At 56.9% G+C, this 21,372-nt stretch carries 13 protein-coding genes; 6 read left to right on the top strand and 7 right to left on the bottom strand.

What is annotated here, in order from left to right; all coding sequences use genetic code 11:
- The first annotated feature begins 1 nt into the window (after position 1).
- Positions 2-2,365: a glycoside hydrolase family 31 protein gene (locus SK50_RS09415; protein ID WP_017693753.1), complete on the top strand. Its 2,364-nt coding sequence runs from the start codon at positions 2-4 to the stop codon at positions 2,363-2,365.
- Positions 2,366-2,457: 92 nt separating this feature from the next.
- Here SK50_RS09415 and SK50_RS09410 read toward each other — a convergent pair whose 3' ends face one another.
- Complete coding sequence (locus SK50_RS09410; protein ID WP_003858434.1) at positions 2,458-4,053, bottom strand: ABC-F family ATPase; 1,596 nt, start codon at positions 4,051-4,053, stop codon at positions 2,458-2,460.
- A gap of 222 nt (positions 4,054-4,275) precedes the next feature.
- Between SK50_RS09410 and ldtB the strand changes: the two genes are divergently transcribed.
- The gene (ldtB, locus tag SK50_RS09405; RefSeq protein WP_015571042.1) at positions 4,276-5,196 is read left to right on the top strand and encodes a L,D-transpeptidase; all 921 of its coding nucleotides are present in this window, start codon (positions 4,276-4,278) and stop codon (positions 5,194-5,196) included.
- 41 nt (positions 5,197-5,237) lie between these two features.
- Here ldtB and SK50_RS09400 read toward each other — a convergent pair whose 3' ends face one another.
- The 6 genes from SK50_RS09400 to SK50_RS09375 all read right to left on the bottom strand — a co-directional run bounded on the left by SK50_RS09400 (position 5,238) and on the right by SK50_RS09375 (position 13,402).
- The gene (locus SK50_RS09400) at positions 5,238-5,954 is read right to left on the bottom strand and encodes a GntR family transcriptional regulator (protein WP_015571043.1); all 717 of its coding nucleotides are present in this window, start codon (positions 5,952-5,954) and stop codon (positions 5,238-5,240) included.
- A gap of 14 nt (positions 5,955-5,968) precedes the next feature.
- Positions 5,969-7,291 (bottom strand): PTS sugar transporter subunit IIC, encoded by a 1,323-nt coding sequence (locus SK50_RS09395; RefSeq protein WP_023296170.1) that lies wholly within the window; start codon positions 7,289-7,291, stop codon positions 5,969-5,971.
- Between the two features lie 51 nt (positions 7,292-7,342).
- Positions 7,343-8,719: a glycoside hydrolase family 1 protein gene (locus SK50_RS09390; RefSeq protein ID WP_045343717.1), complete on the bottom strand. Its 1,377-nt coding sequence runs from the start codon at positions 8,717-8,719 to the stop codon at positions 7,343-7,345.
- 184 nt (positions 8,720-8,903) lie between these two features.
- A complete protein-coding gene (locus SK50_RS09385) occupies positions 8,904-10,274 on the bottom strand; it encodes a macrolide efflux RND transporter outer membrane subunit EtsC (protein ID WP_032667745.1) in 1,371 nt (456 codons plus the stop codon).
- Between the two features lie 3 nt (positions 10,275-10,277).
- Positions 10,278-12,218: a MacB family efflux pump subunit gene (locus SK50_RS09380; RefSeq protein WP_047642370.1), complete on the bottom strand. Its 1,941-nt coding sequence runs from the start codon at positions 12,216-12,218 to the stop codon at positions 10,278-10,280.
- Positions 12,215-13,402 carry a macrolide efflux RND transporter periplasmic adaptor subunit EtsA gene (locus SK50_RS09375; RefSeq protein WP_023303343.1) on the bottom strand — a complete coding sequence of 396 codons (1,188 nt, stop codon included), beginning with the start codon at positions 13,400-13,402 and terminating at the stop codon, positions 12,215-12,217. Before SK50_RS09375 ends, SK50_RS09380 begins: the two co-directional genes overlap by 4 nt.
- 667 nt (positions 13,403-14,069) lie before the next feature.
- Here SK50_RS09375 and iroB point away from each other — a divergent pair.
- The 4 genes from iroB (at position 14,070) to SK50_RS09355 (ending at position 21,345) form a co-directional block, all read left to right on the top strand.
- Positions 14,070-15,185 (top strand): salmochelin biosynthesis C-glycosyltransferase IroB, encoded by a 1,116-nt coding sequence (gene iroB, locus SK50_RS09370; protein WP_017384908.1) that lies wholly within the window; start codon positions 14,070-14,072, stop codon positions 15,183-15,185.
- A 141-nt stretch (positions 15,186-15,326) separates the two neighbouring features.
- The gene (gene iroC, locus SK50_RS09365; RefSeq protein WP_045343723.1) at positions 15,327-18,986 is read left to right on the top strand and encodes a salmochelin/enterobactin export ABC transporter IroC; all 3,660 of its coding nucleotides are present in this window, start codon (positions 15,327-15,329) and stop codon (positions 18,984-18,986) included.
- Between the two features lie 101 nt (positions 18,987-19,087).
- A complete protein-coding gene (locus SK50_RS09360; RefSeq protein WP_017384910.1) occupies positions 19,088-20,317 on the top strand; it encodes an esterase family protein in 1,230 nt (409 codons plus the stop codon).
- Between the two features lie 83 nt (positions 20,318-20,400).
- Entirely contained in the window at positions 20,401-21,345 is a 945-nt protein-coding gene (locus SK50_RS09355) for an alpha/beta hydrolase (RefSeq protein ID WP_015571052.1), read from the top strand.
- Positions 21,346-21,372: the final 27 nt, after the last annotated feature.

Here is a 21,372-nt window from a genome sequence, read left to right as displayed (position 1 = left end):
TATGAAAAACCTGAAAAACTGGACCGTCGATACGCAGTCGGCGAATCATCTGGAACTGCTAATCGATAACCAGCACCGCCTGTGTCTGTATGTGCTGGAAGAGAATCTGTTCCGTGTGCTGATCAAACGTAAAGGCGAGCTGGCGCTGAACCGCACCTGGAGCATCGCGCCGGAACAAGATGTGCCGTGGGAAGGCCGCCGTCGTGACGATGTCAGCGGCTTCACCTGCCCTGCCTGGACGCTGACGCAGCAGGACGACACGTTAACCGTAGCGACTGAACAGCTGCGCGTCACCGTCCACCAGCCGCTGTGGCTGGAGTGGCACTACCGCAATGAGACGGGCGAGTGGCAGCCGCTGGTCAATGACCGCCCGACCAGCGCCTACCTGCTGAACGCCCACGGTGACGGCGTGGCGCACTATCTTAGCCGTCGTAAGGATGAACGTTTTTACGGTCTGGGTGAGAAAGCGGGTGATTTACAGCGCAACGGCAAACGCTATGAGATGCGTAACCTGGACGCGATGGGCTATAACGCGGCCAGCACCGATCCGCTTTACAAGCACATCCCGTTCACCCTCACCCGTCGCGATGACGTGAGCTACGGTCTGTTCTACGATAACCTGAGCAGCTGCTGGCTGGATCTGGGTAACGAGATCGACAACTATCACACTGCCTACCGCCGCTGGCAGGCGGAAGCGGGCGATATTGACTACTACCTCTTCACCGGCAAGCGCGTGCTGGACGTGACCAAAGCCTTCGTGCGCCTGACGGGGAAAACGCTGTTCGGACCGAAGTGGAGCCTGGGCTACAGCGGCTCGACCATGCACTACACCGACGCGCCGGACGCGCAAAACCAGCTGATGAACTTCATCCGCCTGTGCGATGAGCATGCCATTCCGTGCGACTCGTTCCAGCTCTCCTCCGGCTATACCTCGATTAACGGCAAGCGCTACGTCTTTAACTGGAACTACGACAAAGTGCCGCAGCCGAAGGTGATGAGCCAGGCGTTCCACGACGCGGGGCTGCGGCTTGCGGCCAACATCAAGCCGTGTCTGTTGCAGGATCATCCCCGCTACAGCGAAGTGGCGGAACGCGGCCTGTTCATTCGTGATTCAGAAACCGATGCGCCTGAACGTTCCAGCTTCTGGGATGACGAAGGATCGCATCTCGACTTCACCAACCCGCAGACGGTGCAGTGGTGGCAGCACGGCGTGACCACGCAGCTGCTGGAGATGGGCATCGACTCCACCTGGAACGACAACAACGAGTATGAAGTGTGGGACGGGGAAGCGCGCTGCTATGGCTTCGGTCAGGAAATCGCCATCAAGCACATTCGCCCGGTGATGCCGCTGCTGATGATGCGCGCCTCGCTGGAAGCGCAGCAGCGCTTTGCTCCGGAGAAACGTCCGTATCTGATCTCCCGCTCCGGCTGCGCCGGGATGCAGCGCTACGTTCAGACCTGGAGCGGCGACAACCGCACCAACTGGGACACCCTGCGTTATAACATCCGCATGGGGCTGGGCATGAGCCTGTCCGGACTGTTCAACGTCGGTCACGACGTCGGCGGTTTCTCCGGCGACAAGCCGGATGCCGAGCTGTTCGTGCGCTGGGTACAGAACGGCGTGATGCACCCGCGCTTTACCATTCACTCGTGGAACGATGATCACACGGTGAACGAGCCGTGGATGTACCCGGGCGTCACGCCTGCGATTCGCAGCGCCATTGAACTGCGCTACCGCCTGCTGCCGTATCTCTACACCCTGCTCTGGCAGGCGCACGCCGACGACGAGCCGATGCTGCGCCCGACCTTCCTCGATCATGAGCACGATGCGCAGACGTTTGAAGAGTGCGACGACTTCCTGCTGGGCCGTGACCTGCTGGTGGCCAGCGTCGTCGAAGCCGGGCAGCGCGAGCGCCGCGTCTGGCTGCCGGATAACGAAACCGGCTGGTACGATTTTTACACTCACGCGTGGTATGCGGGCGGGCAATCGATCGTCCTTGATGCGCCGCTGGAAAAACTGCCGCTGCTGGTGCGCGCCGGTGCCGGTTTGCCGCTCAGCGAACGCATCCGTCACGTGAGCGCCGATAAAGACGATACCCGTGAGCTGAAACTGTTCCCGGTGAAAGGCGTCGGCACCACCTCCGGGCTGCTGTTTGAGGATGACGGCGAAAGCTGGGGCTACCAGAACGGCAACGCGCTGTGGGTGGAATGGGAGATGGAGTGCGACGGCGCAAGTATCAACCTGAAGGTGAATGCGCGCGGCGACTATCGTCCGGCATGGAAGGCGCTGAAGGTGTCATTACCGGCGGGGGAAAAACGTACGCTGCGGGTGAACGGAGTTGAAGGGGGCGAGTGGGTGGTGTAGCGCGGCCTGTTGCCCTCACCCTAACCCTCTCCCACAGGGAGAGGGGATAGAACGTAGGCCGGGTAAGGCGAAGCCGCCACCCGGCTATTTTTTTAACTCTCGATACCTTTACTGCGCAGGTAATCTTCGTAGTTACCGGTGAAGTCCACCACGCGCTCTGGCGTAATTTCGATCACGCGGGTCGCCAGTGAGCTGACGAACTCCCGGTCGTGAGAGACGAAGATCAGGGTGCCCTGATACATCTCCAGCGCCATGTTCAGCGACTCAATAGATTCCATATCCAGGTGGTTAGTCGGTTCGTCCATCACCAGAATATTCGGTTTTTCCATCATCAGCTTGCCGAACAGCATACGGCCCTTTTCACCACCGGAGAGCACTTTGGCGGGCTTTTTGATGTCGTCCTGGCTGAACAGCAGACGCCCCAGAATGCTGCGTACCGCTTGTTCGTCGTCGCCTTCCTGCTTCCACTGGCTCATCCAGTCGAAGACGGTCAGATCGTTTTCAAACTCATATTCATGGTCCTGCGCGTAGTAACCAATCTGCGCGTTTTCAGACCATTTCACGGTACCGTTATCCGGTTGCAGTTCACCGACCAGGGTTTTCAGCATCGTGGATTTACCCACGCCGTTGGCGCCGAGGATGGCAATCTTCTCGCCCACTTCCAGCAGCAGGTTGAAGTTTTTGAACAGCGGGCCTTCATCGAAGCCTTTGGTGAGGGCTTCCACTTCCAGCGCGTTACGGAACAGCTTCTTGTCCTGCTCGAAGCGGATGAACGGGTTCTGACGGCTGGAGGCTTTAACCTCTTCCAGCTTGATTTTGTCGATCTGACGGGCACGCGACGTTGCCTGGCGCGATTTAGAGGCGTTGGCGCTGAAGCGGCTGACGAAGGATTGCAGGTCAGCAATCTGCGCTTTCTTCTTGGCGTTGTCGGCCAGCAGACGCTCGCGCGCCTGGGTTGCCGCCGTCATGTACTCATCGTAGTTGCCCGGATAAACGCGCAGCTCGCCGTAGTCCAGATCCGCCATGTGAGTACACACCATGTTCAGGAAGTGACGGTCGTGCGAGATGATGATCATGGTGCTGTCGCGATCGTTCAGCGTCTGCTCCAGCCAGCGGATGGTGTCGATGTCCAGGTTGTTCGTCGGTTCGTCGAGCAGCAGGATGTCCGGATTAGAGAACAGCGCCTGCGCCAGCAGCACACGCAGCTTCCAGCCTGGCGCGACTTCGCTCATCGGGCCGTAGTGCTGTTCAACCGGAATACCGACGCCCAGCAGCAGTTCGCCCGCACGCGCTTCCGCAGAGTAGCCGTCCATTTCGCCGTATTGCGTTTCCAGGTCGGCCACTTTGTAACCATCTTCTTCGCTCATCTCAGCGAGACCGTAGATACGATCGCGCTCCTGCTTCACTTCCCACAGCTCCGCGTGCCCCATGATCACGGTGTCGAGCACGGTGAACTCTTCGAAGGCGAACTGATCCTGACGCAGCTTACCGATGCGCTCGTTAGGGTCGAGCGACACGTTACCGAGCGTTGGCTCCAGGTCACCGCCGAGGATCTTCATAAAGGTGGATTTTCCGCTACCGTTGGCACCAATCAGGCCGTAACGGTTGCCGCCGCCAAATTTGACGGAAATGTTTTCGAACAGCGGCTTACTGCCAAACTGCATAGTGACGTTGCTGGTAACTAACACGGAGAGATTCCTGCGAAAAGTGTGATAAACGCGGCATTATGCCACAATTCCGAATTGAGATCCCGTGTTGCGGTAATCCACTAAACTTTAACAAAATCGAAAAAAATGTGATTTCGTACACATCTGAATTCCCAGTTAACGGGAATGCACATATAATGCGCTCCCATTACCGATTCAGACTTATCAACTCATCGCCAGAATGGCTTAGATACCTCGCATAACATGAACATGAAATTAACAACGCTTTTTGCGGCGGCGTTAGCCGTAGTAGGTTTTTGTAAGACCGCGTCTGCGGTGACGTATCCCCTGCCGACAGACGGAAGCCGTCTGGTGGGTGAAAACCAGGTGGTGACGGTGCCGGAAGGGAACTCTCAGCCGCTGGAATACTTCGCGGCGCAGTATCAGCTCGGTCTGTCGAACATGCTGGAGGCGAACCCGGGCGTTGACCCGTATCTGCCGAAAGCGGGTACCGTACTCAACATTCCACAGCAGCTGATCCTGCCGGATACCGTGCACGAAGGTATCGTGATTAACAGCGCCGAAATGCGTCTGTATTACTACCCGAAAGGCACCAACACCGTGATCGTGCTGCCTATCGGTATCGGTCAGCTGGGTAAAGACACTCCGCTGAACTGGACCACCAAAGTGGAGCGTAAGAAAGCGGGCCCAACCTGGACGCCGACCGCCAAAATGCACGCTGAGTACATTGCTGCCGGCGAACCGCTGCCAGCCGTTGTGCCTGCCGGCCCGGATAACCCGATGGGTCTGTACGCGCTGTACATTGGACGTCTGTATGCCATTCACGGTACTAACGCCAACTTCGGTATCGGCCTGCGCGTAAGCCACGGCTGCGTGCGTCTGCGTAATGAAGACATCAAATTCCTGTTCGATAACGTGCCGGTCGGTACGCGCGTGCAGTTCATTAACGAACCGGTGAAAGCGACGTCAGAGCCGGACGGCAGCCGTTACATTGAAGTGCATAACCCGCTGTCCACCAGCGAAGATCAGATCAACAACAACGAAATCGTACCGATTAAGCTGACCAGCGCGGTGCAGTCCGTCACCTCTCAGGCGGATGTTGACACGACCATCGTTGACCAGGCGATTCAGAACCGTTCCGGTATGCCGGTGCGTCTGAACTAATCGTGAGAATTAAAAAAGCGGGCCGCGGGGCCCGCTTTTTTTTATCCGTTATTCACGATAACGATGCCGCCATGGTCATAGCGATAGTGACAATGGGCGTACTCCAGCGGCGTACCATCTTCAAGATAGATCACCTGCTCTACCTCCAGCACCGGGTCGGTTGGCTCGCAGACAAGGTGTTGCATATCCAGCGCACTGGGCTTCAGCGCCCGCACCACCCGATACGATCCCATGATCTTCAGCCCCAGCGTCTCCTGTACATACCGGAATACCGAACTTTCAAGATGGGTTTTGTTCAGACCGGGCACCAGATTGAGCGGCATTACCGTAGCGTCCAGAGACATCGGCTCACCGTTCAGTAAACGCAGACGGATAAAGTCATAGATCGGCGTATCCGGATTTATCATCAGCGATGCCTGCTCTTTCTCGTTCGGGAAGCGCAGTTCGAAGTGCACCACCTGACTCGTCACCGTGCCTAAATGTTCCCAGGTTTTGGTCGCCCCGAAGTAGTCGCTGCCGGAGAGATCCCACTGGGAAAGCTGGAGGAAATTTTTGCGGATGAACGTGCCCTGCCCCTGTCGGGTATAAACCAGCCCTTCTACGATCAGCTGACGCATCGCCTGCTGAATGGTCATCCGGCTGGTGCTGAACTCCGCCGCCAGCGCAAACTGGTCCGGCAGAGGTTCATTGGCGGCGTACTGCTGGGTGATAATGCGTTTCTTAATTTCCCGCGCTATGGTGATGTACTTCGCCGCCATCGTCCTTCCTTAAATTAGTGTTCTGTCCCGCTGTTTTTCAACGCCACTCGCTCGGCAACTTTGAGGAAAGGCAGGTAGAAGAATACACCAAATACGATGATTGCCAACTGCACCACCACCGCCCGCCAGTCCCCCGCCGTCGCCAGCCAGGCGCTGAGGATCGGCGGGGTCGTCCACGGGATCATCACCACGCAGCGCGACATGAGCCCCAGCGTGGTACAGAGCCACGCAAAGTAAATCCCGATAGCGGGCAGCAGCACAAACGGGATCATTAGCGGCAGGTTAAAGACTATCGGCAGGCCGAAAATCACCGGCTCGTTGATGTTAAACAGACCCGGCGCCAGCGACAGACGCGCCACCTGCTTCGCTGATTTCTGTCTTGAGAAGATGAAGATAGCAATCAGCAATGAGATTGTGCTGCCCGTCCCGCCCACCATGCCAAAGGTCGGCACAAAGATGTTGTTGATGATGTGCGGGATCGGCTGGCCGTTGGCAAAGGCCAGCATATTCTCATTGGTATTGATCAGCAGGAATGGCTCCAGCACCACGCTGTTGACCACCGACTGATGAATACCGAGCGTGAACAGGAAGTTACCGAAGCTGTAAATGAAGATCGTCCCGGGCAGGCTGGTGTTGATCAGCCGCAGCGGCTGCTGAATAAATGTCGTAATGAGATGGATCAGATCCGTGTGCAGCACGTTCGCCAGTATAGCCGCCAGCACCGCAAACAGGGAGAGCGTGAGGATCGTCGGGATCAGCGCGGTAAAGGATTTGCTCACCGCTGGCGGTACGTTCTCCCCCAGCGAAATGTGCAGCGCCTTCAGCCGTGAAATGGCGATAAACAGCTCGGTTGAGAGCAGCCCAATCAGCACCCCGGCGAAAATCCCGGTGGAGCCGATATTGGCGAACGTCAGCACCTGGGTAACGTTTACCGTGGCGTCGCTGCCGACGGGGGTAATCTGTAAGCGCATCGGCATCATGATGATGAAACTGCTGACGGCGATAACCACTGCCGAGACCGGATTGTCGAAATCTTTGTTGCGCGCCAGCGACCAGGCGATCATCGGCGCCAGCAGCAGCGCGGCGATGTTCAGCGTGCCGTTGATGATCGCCTCGCCCCACACCTTAAACTGCGTGAGCGTGTCGCCCTCTAAGATCCAGGGGAACACCACGTTATTCACCAGCACAGCCAGACCGGCGAGGATGAAAATCGGCATTACCGTGGCGAAGGCATCGCGCAGGGAGCGAAGATGCACCTGGTTTGCCAGGCGCGCCGAGAACTCAACAAATTTATCGACAAAAGACTGCATGTGCGGTGTTATTTTTGTTTCAGACATAGCGGATAGTTCCCATCAATCAGTCACAAAAACGGCCCGGCAGCGTACGGCTTACATCTCGCGTCCGTTGGTATGGATAACCTGTTTTAACCACGCATAGCTCTTCTTCGGCACGCGCTTCAGGTCTTTCAGGTCGTGATTTTCACGGTTGACGTAGACCACGCCGTAGCGCTTGCGCATGTCACCCTGGGAGCTGAGAATGTCAATCAACCCCCAGCCGAGATAGCCCAATACCTCTGCCCCGTCCTCGAACATCGCCTCTTTCATGGCCTCGATATGCGCCCGGTGGTAGTCGATGCGGTAGGTATCCTCTATGGGGTTTACGCCATCCCAGGACTCAATCACCCCAATGCCGTTCTCAATCGGGAATACTGGCATCCGCCAGTCGTTGGCATAGCGGGTGATGATGGTGCGAAAGCCCAGCGGATCGATCTGCCAGTTCCACTCGGTGGCCTTCAGGTACGGATTGTTTTTCTCGCCGTGCAGCAGGTAAGAGTTCACCGGCGTGCCTTCCGGGATGGCATCGCTGTCCAGCGTTTTGCTGGCGTAGTAGCTGAAGGCCATAAAGTCGTTCTTCGTGCGCGCAAACAGCGCGAGATCGTCTGCGCGGTAGATATCGCCGAAGCCTTCCTGCTCCACCACCGCCATCACCGCCGGGCTGTAGCCCTGGCCCGCGAAGACGCGCAGCAGGTTCTGGTTGAGGAATTCGTCGTACTGCTGGGCGCAGAAGATGTCACGCGGTTTGCAGGTGGCCGGATAAATCAGCTGGTGCGCCAGCATGCCGCCCATCAGCTTGCCCGGCTTAGTCTGGTGCAGGTACTCGGTCAGCGCCATGTGCGCCACCATGGTGTGATGCTGCACTTCGTACAGCTCGCGCAGGGTTTCCTCCCCCTTCATATAGCCGGAGATGCGAAAGGCTATCGGCATGTGGAAAATATTCTGCTCGTTAAAGGTCAGCCAGTACTTCACCCGGTCACCAAAGCAGTCGATCATCTTTTTGCCGTAGCGGATAAACGCCTCCACGACGCGACGATCGTTAAATCCGTTGTACTCCTGTGCCAGCGCCAGCGGCATATCGAAGTGGTAGAGGCAGACCATCGGCTCGATACCGCGGGCGATCAGATCGTCGATAAAGCGGTCGTAAAAGGCGATACCCTCGTCGTTAAAATCGCCGTCACCCTGCGGGCAGACGCGGCTCCAGGAGATCTGGAAGCGGTAGCAGTTCATGCCCAGATCCTGCATCAAATCAAAGTCTTCCCGATAACGGTGGTAGGAGTCGGTGGCCACTTTCCAGTCAGAGATATTTTCACCGGCTTCGCGAATGTCGTACACCGACATCCCCTTTCCGCCCTCATTCCAAGCCCCTTCCGTCTGCATGCTCGACACCGAGTTGCCCCATAAGAAGTTGGCTGGCAGTGATTGATTCATGGTTGTCTCCTATATGACTAGTCATTTAAATGATATGACTAGTCATATAGCCGGAGATGAAATTTCGATCAAAGGGGAGGAACGATTTTTGTGAGATGGGTTTGAATAATGACGAAGGATGTCTTGCGAACTGCGCCCTGGCAGCAAGTCCTATTGCTGCCAGACGTAAATGAGTCTGCGCAATTCAGGGGAAAGATGCCGAACCGCCGAACTCCATATAGATTTTTGCCAGATTATTTAACTGGTTAAAGCGATTTTCATACAGTGCCAGTTCGGCCTGACGGCGTTTCTCCTGAGCATCAAGCCAGAAAGAAATTCGCATCGCGCCCTGGCGATAGCGAACTTCGTTTAGCCTCTCTGATTTTTTCGCCAGTTCCAGGCCTTCACGTAGAAGCGTCTCCTGTTCCAGGAGTTGATGACGCAAAGCAAGCGCATCTTCTATGCTACTCATCGCCTTGTAAAGTTCCTGTTTAAACTCCAGAACCCGTTGCTCGTAGTCGTTGCGGGCAATCTTCACGTCCATGCCCCTTTCTCTCCATTCCAGGAACGGCAGGGTCAGGTTTGCTCCAACAGAGCCTACAGGATTTTCCAGGAAGGCCATAAGGCTGCTGCTGCTGGTGCCAAGCGAGCCGGTCAGACTAAACGCTGGATAAAATGCAGTACGCTGGACATCAACGGTGGCCAATGCTTCCCGTACCCGCCACTCTTTAGCGCTGATATCGGGTCGATGCCGCAGCACGTTGACCGGGATCTTTCCACTGACCTGCGGCAGTGGTCCCATTGGTAACGCTTTCGGTTCGACTATCGCGCTGCCCGGCGCGGTTCCAAGCAAAACGGCTTGCTGATTGAGCGCCTGTAAACGTTCATTCTTCAACGCCGCCAGCCTGTTTTCCTGCGAAAGCACGCCCTGCTGAGCATCCACAACATCCAGAGAGGAGGCACCGCCCGCGGCATAGCGCGCGTTAGCCAGGCGCAGCGTCTCTTTTGCATAGTCGATGCTTTGTTGCAGGACAGACAGCTGCTGGTTAATAAAGCCTAAGCGCCAGTAATTATTACTGGCATTTGAAAGCAGCGTCAGGCGTGCAGAACGCAGATCTTCTTCCGAGGCAAAACGTGCCCACGCCTTCGCATCGCGCTGCCGCGCTATTTTGCCCCACAGATCCAGCTCATAGCTGGTATTAATACTGGCAACGCTGCCCCTGCTCCAGTGGGCTGAGCTGTTCAGCTGTTTTTTACCGTCAAGCGCGAGCGAACCTTTTAGTCCCGGATCGTTTGTGATGCCAATCCGCTCTTCTTCCAGGCGGGCGCCATAAACACGCAATATTGCTCCAGCGACATCGTTATTGCGCACCATCACCTGCCGCAGCCAGCCGTCGAGGTCTGGATCGTTAAAGGCCTGCCAGTCGAACGGCATCCTCTCCTCCGCAGCATCCGCCTGATACCAGTTGGCAGGATATTTCACCTCAGGAGGCTGATAGTCGCTTTTCAGAGAGTCGGCGCAGCCAGCACTAAGCAGGACAGCAAGGCATACCGTTAAAGGGGATAATATTTTCATGGGTTACTCGCTGGCCAGTGAAACGACCGGATCCATCCTTGCTGCCTTGCGGGCAGGGAGATAACCAAAGATCATGCCGATTAAAGTTGAGCAGAAGAATGCGGCAGCAGCGGCCTGCCACGAATAAATGGCGGTGAAAATGCCCCCTGCCAGCGCGGTGAACAGCGCTCCGGCGGCATACGACAGTGCAATACCTAACACTCCGCCTATTAGACATACCAGCACAGCCTCAATCATAAACTGCTGCATGATATCGCCCTGACGCGCACCGACCGCCATTCGTACGCCAATCTCATGGGTCCGTTCCGTGACCGACACCAGCATGATATTCATCACCCCAATGCTGCCGATCATCAGCGAGATGCAGGCCACCATCAGAATCAGGATGCTAAAGGTCATTGAGGTCCGTTCGATTGATTGTCGAATCTGCTCGAAATTATAAAGCTGGAAGTCTTTCACGCCGTGGCGTTGAGTGAGAAGCTGAGAAATAGCGCTGACCGCTGCCTCGTTGGCAACATCATCCTTAAGCCTTACGCTGATGCTGGTCAACACCGGTTTTCCTGTCATTCGATACATCACCGTGCTGTAAGGCATCCAGACGTTAATGCGATTAGGCGCATAGCTTCGGCTGTTCCCTTTGGCGATGCCGACAACCCGTGCAGGCACGGAACCCAGAAAAACGATTTGCCCAAGTGCCTTGAGTCCCGCATCGTCAAATAACGCCTTGCGGGCGTTTTCATCAATGATGACTTCCTGCGAGGCATTTCGATCGTCCTGGAAAGTTGATCCCTGCAACAGTTCAATACCGTTTACGCGAAAATGATCGCGCCCAACGCCATTGATCGTGGCGGTAGCGGATTTACCCAGAAAGCGAATGTTGTCGGAAGCGTTAACTTCGGGGCTGACGCTGTCAACAAACCCCTGCTTTGCTAATGCTTCGGCGTCTGCCGGGACCAGTGTACGAATGGCTTCAGTGCTGTCGTCAAAGAAATCCCTTCCCGGGTAGATGCTCACCACGTTGGTTCCAAGCTCCTTGATATTATCAAGGGTTCGCTGTTTCGCGCCTTCTCCCAGTGCCACCACCGTAACAACCGCGGCGATACCAAAAATAATGCCCGTCATGGTTAACGTCGTGCGCAGGCGATGCGCATTCATCGCTTTTAACGCCATGTGCAGGGATTCACGGGTACGGTCAACAATACTTTGCCACCAGCTTTGCTGAACGCTGTCAGGTCGTTTAAGGGCAACCCCGGAGGTAACACGACTGCCGGTATCAGAAATAATTTCACCGTCACGCAGCTCAATAATACGGTTAGCATGCTGCGCTACCTTCATATCATGTGTCACCATAACCACGGTATGGCCACGCTGATTCAGTTCACTGAGTATTGACAGTACCTCCTGACCGGACTGCGTATCCAGCGCGCCGGTGGGTTCATCCGCCAGAATGATTTCACCGCCGTTAATCAGCGAGCGGGCAATACTCACACGCTGCTGCTGGCCGCCTGAAAGCTCTCCCGGTTTATGATGTTCACGACCTTCCAGCCCGAGTCTTCCAAGCAATGTCGCCGCGCGCAGACGGCGCTTTTCGCGCTCACTATTGGCATAAATCGCCGGAATTTCAACGTTACTTAACGCGCTCAGGTCGGGCATTAAATGATAACGCTGGAAGATAAAACCGATGTGCTCACGGCGGATCCTTGCCAGATCGTCAGGTGAAAGCTGGGCGCCATTTTGACCGCTGATAAAGTAATCGCCACAATCAGGGACATCGAGACAGCCCATAATATTCATCAGGGTTGACTTACCGGAACCGGAGGCGCCGATGATCGCGACCATCTCCCCAGCAGCGATAGTCAAATCAATCCCTTTAAGCACGGTGAGATCCTGTCCACCGTTCCTGTAGGTGCGGCTGATGCCCTTGAGTTCTATGATATTACTCAAGATACAAACCCTTCCCCGGGCGCTTTTTCACCCGGCTGCGATAACACAACATGTTCCCCGACTTTTACACCGTCCAGGATCTGGATATCCACACTGTTAGTAATGCCGGTTTTGACCTCACGGGTTTCCAGCCGGTTATCACTGGTCAATATCTGCACCTGCTGTTTGTTGCCACTCACCTTGTGCACAGCCTGAATCGGCACCAGTAACGTATTTTTAGCTTCTCCAGCCAGCAAGGTCACCTGTGCTGTCATGGCAATTCGCAGCCGATTTTCTGGATTGGGGACATCCAGCAGCGCGTTGTAGTACACCGAAGCATTTGACGTGCCTGACCCTGAGGCTGAGCTACTGCTGGCAAGGCTATCATCTTTCATAACCGACTCAGGTGCCAGTTCAACGGTACGTAACGTGGCGTCATAATGCTTATCCGGCTCAGAGAAAATGGTGAATCTGGCTTTCTGTCCCGGTGAAATTCGCGTGATATCCGCCTCAGAGATCTGGGCTTTAATTGTCATCACGTCCAGACGTGCGAGTTTGATAATGGTCGGCGCACTTTGGCTGGAGTTAACCGTTTGGCCCTGTTGGGTGACAACGGCAATAACAATGCCGTCCATGGGAGCAACAACTTTTGTATAACCCAAATCGACCTTTTTCTTGTCGACATCAATTTGCGCCTGGACGAGTTTGGCATTCAGTGCCGATAGCTCAGCGCGGGTACTGGCCAGCGTGGTTTCAGCCGTTTCGAAATCTTCTCTCGAGCTGGCATCCTCATTTAACATCTGGCGCTGGCGCTTAAAACGCAATGAGGCTTGCTTCAACTGCGCCTGCTTAGCCTGAAGGTCCGCTTTTACCACGTTGAGAGCAGCTTCTGCGTTGCGTAAATCATTCCGCTGCGGCACGTCATCAATTTCAGCGATGAGCTGCCCTTTAGTGACACGATCGCCTAACTTCACCTTCAGCGACTTAACCTGGCCAGAAACCTGTGCCCCAACGTTGACCCGCTCAATCGCATCAATTCGACCGGTAGCAAGTACGGCGTTTTCAATATCGCCGATGCGTACTGGAGCGGTAACATACTCGGGAACCTCGGGGCTTCTCAGGAAGAAGAACAAGGCGATGCTAAAAATAATTAGCAGAGCCGCAGCACAGGTCATTACGCGTCGGGGAGGGAATTTTGTTAACATTACGCAGGTTTTCCATAACGATAAACAGCAGTGAATCAGGCATCATAGTAACATCGCCAGTATTTACGGGAGGTAAACCCGCGCTATTTGGTGAAGTAGCGTCATCGTAGACCCCCGCCATCAATTACACAGAATCACCAGGTCCGCCTGTAAACCGCCGCAAGCGTGGGATTTTGTGCCTAAATCCACAGAGTCCCCTTTTGCTGAGCCCCACCTGCGATTTTTCCCATAATCGATTCATTGTGCATTAAGTGCTTAATTATAGTTGCAACTCACATATGATAATAGTAATTATTATCATTAGCATTTGCACTGATGGTTTATCTGGCAAGGTATACAGAGGTATCAGGAAACAAGCCTCTCCAGGTTTGTTGAACGGTCTCACACTCAACAAATGCATCTGAACACCGCGGCGTGGCAGCACGACGCCTGGGCTGTTCAAAAGGACAACGGCGCGTAAGCGTTAATGGAAGCCGGGACAAGGAATTCCCGATTCACCAGCCTACGTCACGGAACAGTCAGCGACAGGACCGTTCGTAAGGCTGATGAAACTCAAAAAGGACGCAGCGTCTGTCAAAGCAGGCTTAACGAAAATTAACGTCCTGCTGCTGGCATATGACTGCGTCGACTTCCTGATTTAGTTCGTCAAGCGGAGAGGGATTTTCTCATGCGTATTTTGTTTGTAGGCCCGCCTCTCTATGGGCTGCTGTATCCTGTGCTGTCTCTGGCACAGGCGTTTCGCGTTAACGGCCATGAAGTGCTGATCGCCAGCGGAGGAAAATTCGCCCAAAAAGCGGCAGAAGCAGGGCTGGTGGTATTTGACGCCGCACCCGGTTTTGATTCTGAAGCTGACTATCGCCGCCGCGAGGCACAGCGAAAAGAAAGCAACATCGGCACAAAAATGGGCAACTTCTCATTCTTCAGCGAAGAGATGGCCGACCACCTGGTGGAGTTTGCCGGACACTGGCGGCCCGATCTCATCATCTACCCGCCGCTCGGCGTCATCGGGCCTCTGATTGCCGCCAAATACGATATACCGGTCGTAATGCAAACCGTCGGCTTCGGCCATACGCCCTGGCATATCAAAGGCGTAACGCGTTCGCTCGCGGACGCCTATCATCGCCACGGCGTTGGGGCCGCACCGCGCGATATGGCCTGGATCGACGTAACACCACCGAGCATGAGCATTCTTGAAAACGACGGAGAACCCATTATTCCCATGCAGTACGTCCCGTACAACGGCGGCGCGGTGTGGGAACCGTGGTGGGAGAGGACGCCCGACCGTAAACGTCTGCTGGTGAGTCTCGGTACCGTCAAACCGATGGTCGACGGCCTTGACCTGATCGCCTGGGTGATGGATTCCGCCAGTGAAGTCGATGCCGAGATCATCCTGCATCTTTCGGCCAATGCGCGGTCGGATCTGCGCTCACTGCCCTCAAATGTTCGCCTGGTCGACTGGATACCCATGGGAGCCTTCCTGAACGGCGCAGATGGCTTCATTCATCATGGTGGCGCGGGCAATACCCTGACGGCGCTGCACGCCGGTATTCCACAGATCGTCTTCGGCCAGGGTGCCGATCGCCCGGTAAATGCCCGCGCTGTTGTCGAACGCGGCTGCGGGATCATCCCCGGCGACGACGGCCTGTCGAGCAGCATGATCAATGCTTTCCTCGACAATCGCGCGCTTCGCGACGCCTCTGAAGAGGTAGCGGCGGAAATGGCAGCGCAACCCTGTCCGAGCGAGGTGGCGAAAAGCCTGATCGCGAGGGTACAGAAAGGGTAGCCACTACGCCGTCATGACGATCATACGCCAGCACGCATCCAGGAGATACGCCCGTAACAATGCGGGACCGGATCGGGCTGGCGCTTTTTTTTGCACAGCGATCCGACTTGGATCCTATTGTTTACAGACGGAGGAGGCTTAATGCCTGCGACTCACTCTCCCACTCCTGCGCGGTCCTGGATAGTTCGCCTGGCACGCGTGTGCTGGGAACGTAAGAAACTTAGCATCATCGTAGTGGTAGCGTCGGTCTCGACCATTCTGCTGGCCGCGCTGACGCCGTTGCTGACAAGGCAAGCGGTGAACGACGCGCTGGCGGGCAATCCGACTCGTCTGCCGTGGCTGGCCTGCGGGCTATTGCTGATTGCCTTTTTTGATTTCATCGGTAACTACGTGCGCCGCGGTTATGCCGGGGAGCTCTCGCTCTGGGTGCAGCACACCCTGCGAGGACGGGCATTCGACAGTATTCAAAAACTTGACGGCGCAGGCCAGGACGCACTGCGCACCGGGCAGGTGATTTCACGGACCAACAGCGATCTGCAGCAGGTGCATACCCTGCTACAGATGTGCCCGGTGCCGCTGGCGGTGTTCACTTATTACATTGCCGGCATTGCCGTGATGCTGTGGATGTCACCCGCCATGACGCTCATCGTCGTGTGCGTACTGGCATGCCTGGCTATCACTGCGCTGCGCGCGCGTCGCCGGGTCTTTGCGCAAACCGGGCTGGCCTCGGACCGACTGGCAAATCTCACCGAACATATGCGCGAGGTGCTGGCGCAGATCTCAGTGGTAAAATCCTGCGTGGCGGAGCTGCGTGAAACGCGCTGGCTGGATCGCCAGTCGCGGCAGATGGTGCGGGTACGCATCGGCGCGGCCATCTCGCAGGCGATGCCAGGTGCCACCATGCTGGCGCTACCGGTGCTCGGGCAAATCGTCCTGCTGTGCTACGGCGGCTGGTCGGTTATGCACGGTCGCATCGATCTCGGCACCTTCGTGGCGTTTGCCAGCTTCCTCGCGATGCTGACCGGGCCAACCCGTGTACTGGCATCGTTTCTGGTTATCGCCCAGCGCACCCAGGCGTCCGTGGAGCGCGTGTTTGCTCTGATCGACACCCGTTCGCAGATGGAAGACGGGACGGAGGCGGTTAACGGTCAGGTTATCGGGCTGCAACTGGAGAATATGAGCTTCGAGTACCGTGGCGGCAGACGCATCCTCAGCGATGTCTCCTTTTCCCTGCACGCCGGTGAAACGGTGGCGGTAGTGGGCGCATCGGGTTCCGGGAAATCCACGCTGCTGATGCTGCTGGCGCGTTTTTACGATCCCAGCGCCGGAGAGATATGGCTCAACACCAGCGCAGGCCGACAGAACCTCCGCGATCTCAGGCTGGAGGCGCTTCGTCGTCGGGTAGGCGTTGTGTTTGAGGATGCTTTTCTGTTTGCCGGTACGGTGGCGGAAAATATCGCCTACGGGCACCCTCAGGCAACGGCGGACGACATTCGCCTCGCGGCGAGGGCAGCAGGAGCCAGCGATTTTATCAACGCCCTGCCGAAAGGTTTCGATACCCAATTAACCGAACGCGGTACGAATCTTTCCGGCGGACAGAGGCAGCGAATCGCGCTGGCACGGGCGCTCATTACCGCGCCGGAAGTGTTGATCCTCGATGACACCACCTCGGCGGTCGATGCCGGTACTGAAGCGGAGATCAACACCGCGCTGAGTCGCTATGCTGACGAAAAGCATATGCTGCTGGTGATTGCCCGACGCCGTTCGACGCTTCAGTTAGCCAGCCGGATTGTGGTGCTGGATAAGGGCCGGGTGGTGGACACCGGAACCCAGGCAGAACTTGAAGCGCGCTGTCCGGCGTTCCGCGCGCTGATGACCGGCGACGGCGATTTCCTCGCGCCTTCCCACAGTGGGCCTAACGGATTGTGGCCGACCGTACCAGCGGCACAAGACGATGCGGCGCAGACGGGGGATAAAAGCTTTATCGCCCGTATGACGCGCGTGCCGGAAAATGCAGTACAGCAGGCGCTGGCCGGTAAAGGCCGCAAAGTCACGTCGCTGCTGAAGCCCGTGGCGTGGATGTTCGTCATCGCCGCCCTGCTGATCGCCCTCGATTCGGCGGCAGGCGTCGGGGTACTGATACTGCTGCAGCGCGGCATTGACTCCGGCGTTGCCACAGGCGATATGTCGACTATCGGCCTCTGTGCCCTATTCGCCCTGTGCCTGGTGGCCGTGAGCTGGTGCTGTTATTCACTACAGACTGTCTTCGCCGCCAGAGCGGCAGAGTCAGTCCAGCATACGGTGCGCTTGCGCAGCTTCGGCCATATGCTGCGTCTTGGTCTCCCCTGGCATGAAAAGCATGTCGATTCGCGTCTGACCCGCATGACCGTAGATGTGGACTCTCTCGCCCGCTTTCTGCAAAACGGCCTTGCCGGTGCAGCCACCAGCCTGGTGACAATGTTCGCCATCGCCGCCGCCATGTTCTGGCTCGACCCGCTCCTGGCGCTGACGGCATTAAGCGCGGTGCCAGTGGTCGCACTGGCAACCTGGATTTATCGCCGCCTCAGCTCCCCTGCTTATGCGCAGGCGCGGCTGGAAATAGGCAAAGTCAACAGCACCCTGCAGGAGAAAGTCTCCGGCTTGCGCGTTGTGCAATCGCATGGCCAGCAGGAACAGGAAGCCGCCCGGCTGCGCGCGTTATCGGATCGGTTCCGTGCGACCCGCGTACGTGCGCAAAAATACCTTGCCGTCTATTTCCCGTTCCTGACCTTCTGCACCGAGGCCTCCTATGCCGCCGTTCTTCTGGTGGGTGCATCGCGAGTCGCCGAAGGCGAAATGACCGCCGGGGTGCTGGCGGCTTTCTTCCTGCTGCTGGGGCAATTCTATGGGCCAGTGCAGCAGTTATCAGGAATTGTCGACGCCTGGCAGCAGGCGACGGCCAGCGGCAAACATATCAATGAACTGCTGGCGACCGAAGGCACAGAGAACATCGAGCCCTCTTCCGCACCGCCCGCCACCGGCGCGCTGCATCTTGATGAGGTCACGTTCAGTTATCCCGACAGTCCTCAACCCGCGCTGAACAAACTTACCCTGACAATCCCTGAGGGAAGGGTCGTCGCGGTCGTTGGTCGCAGCGGTGCGGGTAAGTCAACGCTGATTAAGCTGATCGCCGGATTGTATTCCCCCACCCACGGCAGGATCAGCATTGGCGATCGGATAATTGATGATGCCTCGCTTGCCGATTACCGTCGCCAGATTGGGCTGGTCGATCAGGATGTGGCGTTGTTTAGTGGTGATATCGCGGAAAACATTCGTTATTCACGGCCATCCAGTACCAATGACGACGTTGAGATTGCCTCTCAACAGGCAGGGCTGTATGAGACGGTGCGCAATCTGCCGCAGGGATTCCGCACACCGGTGAATAACGGCGGTGCCGATCTGTCCGCAGGTCAGCGCCAGCTGATTGCGCTGGCCCGCGCACAACTGGCGAATGCTCACATCCTGCTGCTCGATGAAGCCACGTCACGCCTGGATCGCACATCCGAAGAGCGATTGATGTCATCGTTAACAGACGTCGCGCACACCGGGAAGCACCTGGCGCTGATTGTGGCGCACCGTCTGACCACCGCGCAGCGCTGCGATCTGATTGCCGTTATCGATAAGGGGCAGCTTGCGGAATACGGCACCCACGAACAGCTGTTAGCGGCCGGCGGCCTCTACACCCGCTTGTGGCATGACAGCGTCGGCAGCTCTGTTCCCCATCGCCAGCACGACATCACGGGGGAAATCGTGGAAGAGTAATTGCGCACGTAAGACATTACAAAACACGCGCTAAAGCGGCTGTTCCCGGAATAGCCGCTTTAGCTATTTATACTGACACCCTTCATATTCAAAGAGAGTGAATGCTGAACATGCAACAACATCCCTCTGCTATCGCCAGGCTGCGCAGCCAGCTGGCAGCAGGCCACATTGCTAACCTTTCTGACTTCTGGCGAGACGCTGAGTCGCTAAATGTACCGCTGGTGACGCCAGTCGACGGAGCGAAAGACGAGCGTGATGTGACATTTCTGTGGCGCGCCAGGCACCCTCTACAGGGCGTTTATCTGCGTCTGAATCGGGTGACGGATAAAGAGCACGTGGCGAAAGGGATGATGACCGCCCTTCCCGCGACGGATATCTGGACTCTGACACTGCGTTTACCCGCAAGCTACTGCGGCTCCTATTCGCTGGTGGAAATCCCCCCCGGCACCCCGGCCGAGACGATTGCACAGTCCGGAGGCCGCTTTGCTACCCTCGTCGGGCACGCCGATCCGCTAAACAAAACGCCGGGGATCAACGTTCGGGGAAGCACACAGGAGTCGGTGCTGGCGCTTGATAAAGCCCCCGCCCAGTCCGAATGGCGCGGCGGGTCACCCAGCGGGCAATTGCTTACCTCGGCGCGCACTCTCGCCGGGGAATCGCGCCGGGTTCGGCTCTATCTGCCGGACGTTGATGTTTCGCAGCCCCTCGGCCTGGTGGTACTGCCCGATGGTGAAACCTGGTTCGATCACCTTGGCGTATGCGCGGCAATTGACGCCGCCATAAACAACGGACGCATCGTGCCTGTGGCTGTACTTGGCATCGACAATATCGATGAACACGAGCGAACTGCGATACTCGGCGGGCGCAGCGAGCTGATAAAGGATATCGCCGACCAGTTGTTGCCGACGATCCGCGCCGAACACCCGCAGCGGCGGTGGGCAGACCGTTCGCGCACCGTGCTGGCCGGACAGAGCCTCGGCGGGGTCAGCGCGCTCATGGCCGCTCGTTACGCACCGGAAACGTTCGGGCTGGCGCTCAGCCACTCCCCTTCGATGTGGTGGACGCCAGAGGGTGCCAGCCGGCCAAACGTGTTCAGCGAAACCGATACGTCATGGGTGAGCGAACATCTGCTTTCTGCCCCGCCGCAGGGCGTGCGCATCCGCCTGTGCGTGGGATCGCTGGAAGGTTCGACGGTACCCCACGTTCAGCGGCTGCATCAGCAGTTGCTTACCGCTGGCGTCGACAGCCATTGCGCAATGTATACCGGGGGTCACGATTACGCATGGTGGCGCGGCGCACTGATTGACGGGCTTGGTTTACTCCAGGGTTGACTTGACCCGCGAACACTTTCAGGCAACTGTACAGGCTTCCTGAATAAAGAAAATGTCACCTGCGGAAAAGGAATAAACATCAGATGTATGCCCGCGAGTATCGCCCAACACGCTCACGCAAGGCGCTTGTCACTCTTCTTTCTGGTCTCACCCTTATCTGGAATGCGCACGCTTTCGCAAAGCCGGATATGCAGCCACTGGGGCCGAATATCGCCGATAAAGGCTCTGCGTTTTACCATTTCAGCGTCAACTCGTTCGACTCCGCCGATGGCAGCCGCCATTATCGGGTATGGACGGCCGTGCCAAATAAAGCCGCACCGGCGTCGGGCTACCCGATTTTATATATGCTCGACGGCAACGCAGTTATGGACCGCCTGAACGACGACCTGCTCAAACAGCTGGCAGAAAAATCACCGCCGGTGATTGTGGCTGTCGGGTATCAGACCAACCTCCCCTTCGATCTCAACGGCAGGGCCTACGACTATACGCCAGCAGCAGAAAGCGGCAAAACGGATACCCGCAGCCGTAAGAGTGGGGGTAGCAACGACTTCCGCCAGTTACTGGAAACGCGTATAGCGCCAAAGGTGGAACAGGGATTGAATATCGATCGGCAGCGTCGCGGCCTGTGGGGGCACTCCTACGGCGGCCTGTTCGTGCTGGATGCATGGCTGTCTTCCCCTTATTTCCGGACGTATTACAGCGCCAGCCCGTCGTTGGGCAGAGGCCATGATGCGCTACTGAGCCGCATCACGGCGGTTGAGCCGTCGCAATACTGCGCCAGGCGCCTGATGATAATGGAAGGTTCGGCGACACCGGGCGATAACCGGGAAACGCATGCTGCCGGAGTGCTGACGAAAATTCATGCCACCCTCGCCACGCTGGAAGATAAAGGCGTCAATGCCGCCTTTTGGGATTTCCCAAACCTGGGACACGGGCCGATGTTCAACGCCTCCTTCCGCGGAGCGCTGTTAGATATCAGTGGTGAAAACGCAGGTAACACAGCAGGCTGTCATTCATTAAGCCGCTAAACACTGCCCGCCTTGACGCGGGCAGTA

It is taken from the genome of Enterobacter sp. BWH64 (genome assembly GCF_001037645.1).
GTDB lineage: Bacteria > Pseudomonadota > Gammaproteobacteria > Enterobacterales > Enterobacteriaceae > Enterobacter > Enterobacter hormaechei_C.
This window is presented reverse-complemented; position numbering and strand designations above follow the sequence as displayed.